The 5,748-nt window shown below is 65.8% G+C and carries 3 protein-coding genes and 2 pseudogenes; 2 read left to right on the plus strand and 3 right to left on the minus strand.

Annotation, left to right across the window (positions count from 1 at the left end):
* Nucleotides 1-165 (plus strand): annotated as a pseudogene (locus EN781_RS35505) (transcriptional regulator); the annotation flags it as partial.
* Between the two features lie 87 nt (nucleotides 166-252).
* Entirely contained in the window at nucleotides 253-645 is a 393-nt protein-coding gene (locus tag EN781_RS23620) for a RidA family protein (RefSeq protein WP_126058764.1), read from the plus strand.
* A gap of 50 nt (nucleotides 646-695) precedes the next feature.
* Here the strand turns inward: EN781_RS23620 and carB are convergent, their stop codons facing one another.
* The 3 genes and pseudogenes from carB to EN781_RS23635 form a co-directional block, all read right to left on the minus strand.
* Nucleotides 696-4,199 (minus strand): carbamoyl-phosphate synthase large subunit, encoded by a 3,504-nt coding sequence (gene carB / locus EN781_RS23625; RefSeq protein ID WP_126058765.1) that lies wholly within the window; start codon nucleotides 4,197-4,199, stop codon nucleotides 696-698.
* A 238-nt stretch (nucleotides 4,200-4,437) separates the two neighbouring features.
* Nucleotides 4,438-5,328, minus strand: a complete 891-nt coding sequence (locus EN781_RS23630) for an SH3 domain-containing protein (protein WP_245492643.1) — start codon at nucleotides 5,326-5,328, stop codon at nucleotides 4,438-4,440.
* A 154-nt stretch (nucleotides 5,329-5,482) separates the two neighbouring features.
* Nucleotides 5,483-5,748, minus strand: a pseudogene (locus EN781_RS23635) (metallophosphoesterase); the annotation flags it as partial.

Genomic DNA, 5,748 nt, shown 5'->3' on the forward strand with positions numbered 1-5,748 from the left:
GGGCACCACATGATCAACCGCTCTTCGGCCACCGCGCGCTATCTGGAAGTTGGTTCGCGCAATCCGGAGGATGTCATAACCTGCTCCGACATCGACATGATGAGCCCGAGCTCGGATGGACGGTTTTTGCACAAGGATGGGAGGCCGTATCCGGGGCAGGGCTAGCCTCTTCCCTTCCACAAGGGGAGAAGGCCGCCGCTGGCTTTTCTCCGATGCGGCGATAAGCTCACTCCCAGACAAGGGAGGATTGTCATGGCCAAGGAAATCGTCGAAGTGCCGGTGCTGTCGGCGGCTGTGCGCGCGCTCGGCGTGCCGCTGTCGCTGGTGACCAGGGGGGCGGGGCTGGTCTTCGTCTCCGGCATGCCGCCGCTCGATGTTGCGACGGGCAAGCTGGTCAAGGGCGACATCGAGGTGCAGGCCGAGGCGTCGCTGAGGGCGATGAAGCATTGCCTGGATGCGGCGGGCAGCTCGCTGGACAAGGTGCAGATGGTGCGCATCTACGCCGCCAATGCCGGCTTCTACAACGCCATCAACCGCGTCTATGCAGAGCACTTCCCCGAAAACCCGCCGTCGCGCACCTTCGTGCCGGTAGCGTCATGGCCGATGGAGTTTGATATCGAGATCGAGTGTGTGGCGGTGGGGTGAAGGGAGAGTTGTCCCTGATCGAACTTGCGGGCGTTGAAAGCGGATGACTGTCATCCAAAATACTCCTGCAGCGGCGTGACCTCCAGGCTCCCGGCCCGCAGCGCCGCGATCGCCTCGGCGACCGCAGCAGCGCCCGACAGCGTCGTGTAGTACGGCACCTTCTGCATCAGCGTGGCACGTCGCAGTGACTTAGAGTCCGACACCGCCTTCTGGCCGTCGGTGGTGTTGAAGACGATCTGGACCTGGCGGTTGCGGATGGCGTCCTCGATGTGCGGGCGGCCTTCGAGCACCTTGTTGATCTTTTCGGCGACCACGCCGTTCTCGGCGAGGAAGCGGGCGGTGCCGGAGGTGGCGAGCACCTTGAAACCCTGGCCGGCGAGGCGCTTGACGGCGGGCAGGATGCCCTTCTTGTCCTCGTCGCGCACCGAGACGAACAGCGTGCCGGAGCGCGGCAGGTCGACATTGGCGCCGAGCTGGCTCTTGGCGAAGGCGAGCGCGAAGTCGCGGTCGAGGCCCATCACCTCGCCGGTCGAGCGCATTTCCGGCCCGAGCAGGATGTCGACGCCGGGGAAGCGGGCGAAGGGGAAGACGGCTTCCTTGACGGCGATGTGGCCGGGGTTGCGCGGATCGGGCATCGGGCCGTAATGGGCGAAGGCGTCTTCCAGCGTCTCACCGGCCATGATGCGGGCCGCGATCTTGGCGATCGGCCTGCCGATCGTCTTGGCGACGAAGGGCACGGTGCGCGAGGCGCGGGGGTTGACCTCCAGCACATAGACCGTGCCGTCCTGGATCGCGTATTGCACGTTCATCAGGCCGCCGACATTGAGCGCGCGAGCCAAGGCGGCCGTCTGCCGCTCCAACTCGTCGACAAGGTCCGAAGGCAGCGCGTGCACCGGCAGCGAGCAGGCCGAGTCGCCGGAATGGATGCCGGCCTCCTCGATATGCTCCAGGATGCCGGAGACGAAGGTCGCCTTGCCGTCGCAGAGGCAGTCGACGTCGACCTCGATGGCGCCGGTCAGATAGGTATCGAACAGAAGCGGGTTCTTGCCCAGCAGCGTGTTGATCTGGCCGGTCTTGTCGTTGGGGTATTTCTGCTTGATGTCCTCCGGCACCAGGCCGGGCACGGTGTCGAGCAGGTAGGTCTGCAGCATCCCCTCGTCATGGATGATCTGCATGGCGCGGCCGCCGAGCACATAGGACGGGCGCACCACCAGCGGAAAGCCGAGCTCGCCGGCGACGAGGCGGGCCTGCTCGACCGAATAGGCGATGCCGTTCTTCGGCTGGGTCAGGCCGAGCTTGTGCAGCAGCTTCTGGAAACGGTCGCGGTCCTCGGCGAGGTCGATCATGTCGGGCGAGGTGCCGAGGATCGGGATGCCGGCCTTCTCCAGCGCGTCGGCGAGCTTGAGCGGCGTCTGGCCGCCGAACTGGACGATGACGCCGACCAGTTCGCCGGACGCCTGCTCGGCGCGCAGGATCTCCAGCACGTCCTCCGCCGTCAGCGGGTCGAAATAGAGCCGGTCGGAGGTGTCGTAGTCGGTAGAGACGGTCTCCGGGTTGCAGTTGACCATGATCGCCTCGTAGCCGGCGTCGCGTAGCGCAAACGCCGCGTGGCAGCAGCAATAGTCGAACTCGATGCCCTGGCCGATGCGGTTCGGGCCGCCGCCGAGGATGACGACCTTTTTGCGCGCCGACACCTTGGCCTCGTTGGCGAGGCTGCCTGCGAACGGAACCTCATAGGTCGAGTACATGTAGGCGGTGGGCGAGGCGAACTCGGCGGCGCAAGTGTCGATGCGCTTGTAGACCGGATGCACGTCGAGCTTTTCGCGCGTCTTCTGAACGACTTCGGCGTCGGTCTTGGTCAGCGATGCGAGGCGGGCGTCCGAAAAGCCCATCGCCTTAAGCATCCGCAGATTGGCGGCATCCTGCGGCAGGCCGTGCTCGCGCACGCGTTCTTCCATGGCGATGATGCCGGCGATCTGCTCGAGGAACCAAGGATCGATCTTGCACATGGCGTGCACGTCTTCCAGCGAGGTGCCCATGCGGATCGCCTGCGCCACCATGCGTAGCCGGTCGGGTGTCGGCGTGCCGAGTGCTGCGCGAATGGCGTTGCGGTCGTCGACGTGGCTGGCAGGCGCGGTGCCATGGCCAAGGCCGGGGATCTCGATTTCGTCGAGACCCGTCAGGCCGGTCTCCAGCCCGCGCAGCGCCTTCTGCAAGGACTCCTGGAAGGTGCGGCCGATGGCCATAACCTCGCCGACCGACTTCATGGCGGTGGTAAGCACCGGCTCGGCGCCGGGGAACTTTTCGAAGGCGAAGCGCGGGATCTTGGTCACCACGTAGTCGATCGACGGCTCGAACGAGGCCGGCGTCGCGCCGCCGGTGATGTCGTTCTCCAATTCGTCCAGGGTGTAGCCGACGGCGAGTTTTGCCGCGATCTTGGCGATCGGGAAACCGGTCGCCTTGGAGGCCAGAGCCGACGAGCGCGAGACGCGCGGGTTCATCTCGATCACCACCAGGCGGCCATCGGCCGGATTGACGGCGAACTGCACGTTGGAGCCGCCGGTCTCGACGCCGATCTCGCGCAGCACCGCAATCGATGCGTTGCGCATCATCTGGTATTCCTTGTCGGTCAAGGTCAACGCCGGCGCGACGGTGATCGAGTCGCCCGTGTGCACGCCCATCGGGTCGATGTTCTCGATCGAGCAGACGATGATGCAATTGTCCGCCCGGTCGCGGACGACCTCCATCTCGTATTCCTTCCAGCCGAGCACGCTCTCCTCGATCAGCACTTCGGTGGTCGGCGAGGCGTCGAGGCCGGACTGGACGATGTCGTAGAATTCGGCGCGGTTGTAGGCGATGCCGCCGCCGGTGCCGCCCATGGTAAAGGAGGGGCGGATGATGGCCGGCAGGCCGACATGGTCGAGCGCCTGAGCGGCGATCGCCATGCCATGGCTGATGTAGCGCTGCTTGCGGTCGCCTTCGCCGAGGTTCCAGCGGGTTTCCAGCGCATCGAGCGCGGCATCGAGATTGTCGGGGTTCTCGGCCTTCAGCGCCGCGCGCTCGGCTTCGTGCGTCTTGCGGTCGGCATTCTTGACGTCGGTGGCGTTGGCCAGCATCGAGCGCGGCGTCTCAAGCCCGATCTTGCTCATCGCCTGGCGGAACAGCGCCCGGTCCTCGGCCTTGTCGATGGCGTGCGCGTCGGCGCCGATCATCTCGACTTGATAGCGCTCGAGCACGCCCATGCGGCGCAGCGACAAGGCGGTGTTTAGCGCCGTCTGGCCGCCCATGGTCGGCAGCAGCGCGTCCGGCCGCTCCTTGGCGATGATCTTGGCCACCACTTCCGGCGTGATCGGCTCGATATAGGTGGCGTCGGCCAGCTCCGGGTCGGTCATGATGGTGGCCGGGTTGGAGTTGACAAGGATGACGCGGAACCCCTCTTCCTTCAGCGCCTTGCAGGCCTGGGTGCCGGAATAATCGAACTCGCAGGCCTGGCCGATGACGATGGGGCCGGCCCCGATGATCAGGATCGACTTGATGTCGGTGCGTCTTGGCATGGTCTACGGGTTCCGTTCGGCGGGCGGCTTGCACGAAAAGCCGGGACGGGAGGACCCGGCCGGTTGTGCTTGCGATTCTGGTATCAGGCTAGGAGGGCCTTATAGGGAAGAGTTTTGCCGGATGTAACCCCGAAAATGCGGGATTAGGCAGTAGGGGTTAGGCAGCAGGGATTGGACAGTGGGGGTAGGGAAGGTTCAGGCGACTGGTGCCCATTCCCTACTGCCTGCTGCCTAATCCCTAATTCCCCAGCGCAAGCTGGTCCGTGATCTCGAAGCGCTCGGAAACGCCGACACGGATCATGTTGAGGCTGCCCTCGCGGGTGAAGCGGAATTCGTCCGGCGAATCCGAGCCAGCCGGCAGCCCGCCGTAGAAGGAGATGAGGCGCGTTCCGCCATCGGGCCAGGTCACGGTGACATCGGCCTTGTCCGCGCCCTTGTGCTCGATCCTTGCCTTGCAGAGGGTCATCGGCTGGCCCACATAGCGGGCGCAGGGAATGCCGGTCCCGGCATCGTCTGGCGCCTGCGGCGGCTCGAGCCGCGCCACGGTCGCGGTCTCGCCGGGGATTTCCCCGGTCGAGGGGTTTTCGCTTGCCGCGAAGGCAAGGCCATAGGCATCTTCCATCGCCGTCCTGCCGATCGCGGCGGCGGATTTCGGCGCGCCCTGATCTACCTCGCCGAAGCGCGCCGTCAGGTCGGGCGGTGGCGCGGGAGCAGCGGGCGCGTCCGTCGTCCCAGCGGCCGGCGACGGGTCCTCGGTCGGCATATCGTCCACGGTGGCCGGATTGCCGGGGGTCAGATAGCGCGCCGGCGCCCATCCCTTCACTTGCGGGTTGTCGACCTCCTCGACCTTGCACCAGGGATTGCCGTTGACCTCGTTGCAACCGAAATTCTTCACACTGGCGCCGCCGGGCAGGCGTCCTTGCACCCTGCCGGTCGCCGACGCGGTGACGCGGATGTTGAGGAGATCGTCCGGCGCGAGGCCAGTGACGATGGAGACGATGGTGGTGGACGGATCCTCGGCTCTCGCCGGCAGGGCCGTCGCCAGCAAAAGGGCGGCGGCCAACGCGACCAGCATCGTTCCTGGCGTATTCGTGCGCCTCATCACCTGGCCATGGCCGATAGGTTCCATCTGGCAGGCTGGCGCTATGGCGCCGCCGCCTGCCGAGGCGGTTTTATAGAAGACGAGGCAGCGCCATGTCACCCCTGAAAAATTCCGAGCTGGCTCAGGCCGGCATGAGCAAGCTCAGCCCGGCATGAGCTAGCTCAGCCTTGCATGAGCAAGCTCAGCCTTGCATGAATCCGGTTCTGAGCGCGTGCGCCCATTCCGGCCGTCCCGCCTGTTCGGCCTGTCTGGCCGCGGCCTCATGGTCGTAGTCGACGGCGATGGCCTCGAAGCGGTCGGGGCGGCCGTGCTCGCCGAGTTCGACGATGCCGTAGCGCGCATGCGGGGTGCCCTGCTCGGAGACATGCGCCGGCGGCGTGTCATCATCATAGGCCGGGCAACCAATGCTGCCGGGGTTGAAGATGACCGGGCCGCCGGGAATACGAA

It is taken from the genome of Mesorhizobium sp. M4A.F.Ca.ET.090.04.2.1, from assembly GCF_003999085.1.
Lineage (GTDB): Bacteria > Pseudomonadota > Alphaproteobacteria > Rhizobiales > Rhizobiaceae > Mesorhizobium.

What these genes read in the sequence shown, in the direction of transcription:
- EN781_RS23620 (WP_126058764.1), top strand. Translation starts at nt 253, where the DNA reads ATGGCCAAGGAAATCGTCGAAGTGCCGGTGCTGTCGGCGGCTGTGCGC.
- carB (WP_126058765.1), bottom strand. Translation starts at nt 4,199, where the DNA reads ATGCCAAGACGCACCGACATCAAGTCGATCCTGATCATCGGGGCCGGC.
- EN781_RS23630 (WP_245492643.1), bottom strand. Translation starts at nt 5,328, where the DNA reads ATGGAACCTATCGGCCATGGCCAGGTGATGAGGCGCACGAATACGCCA.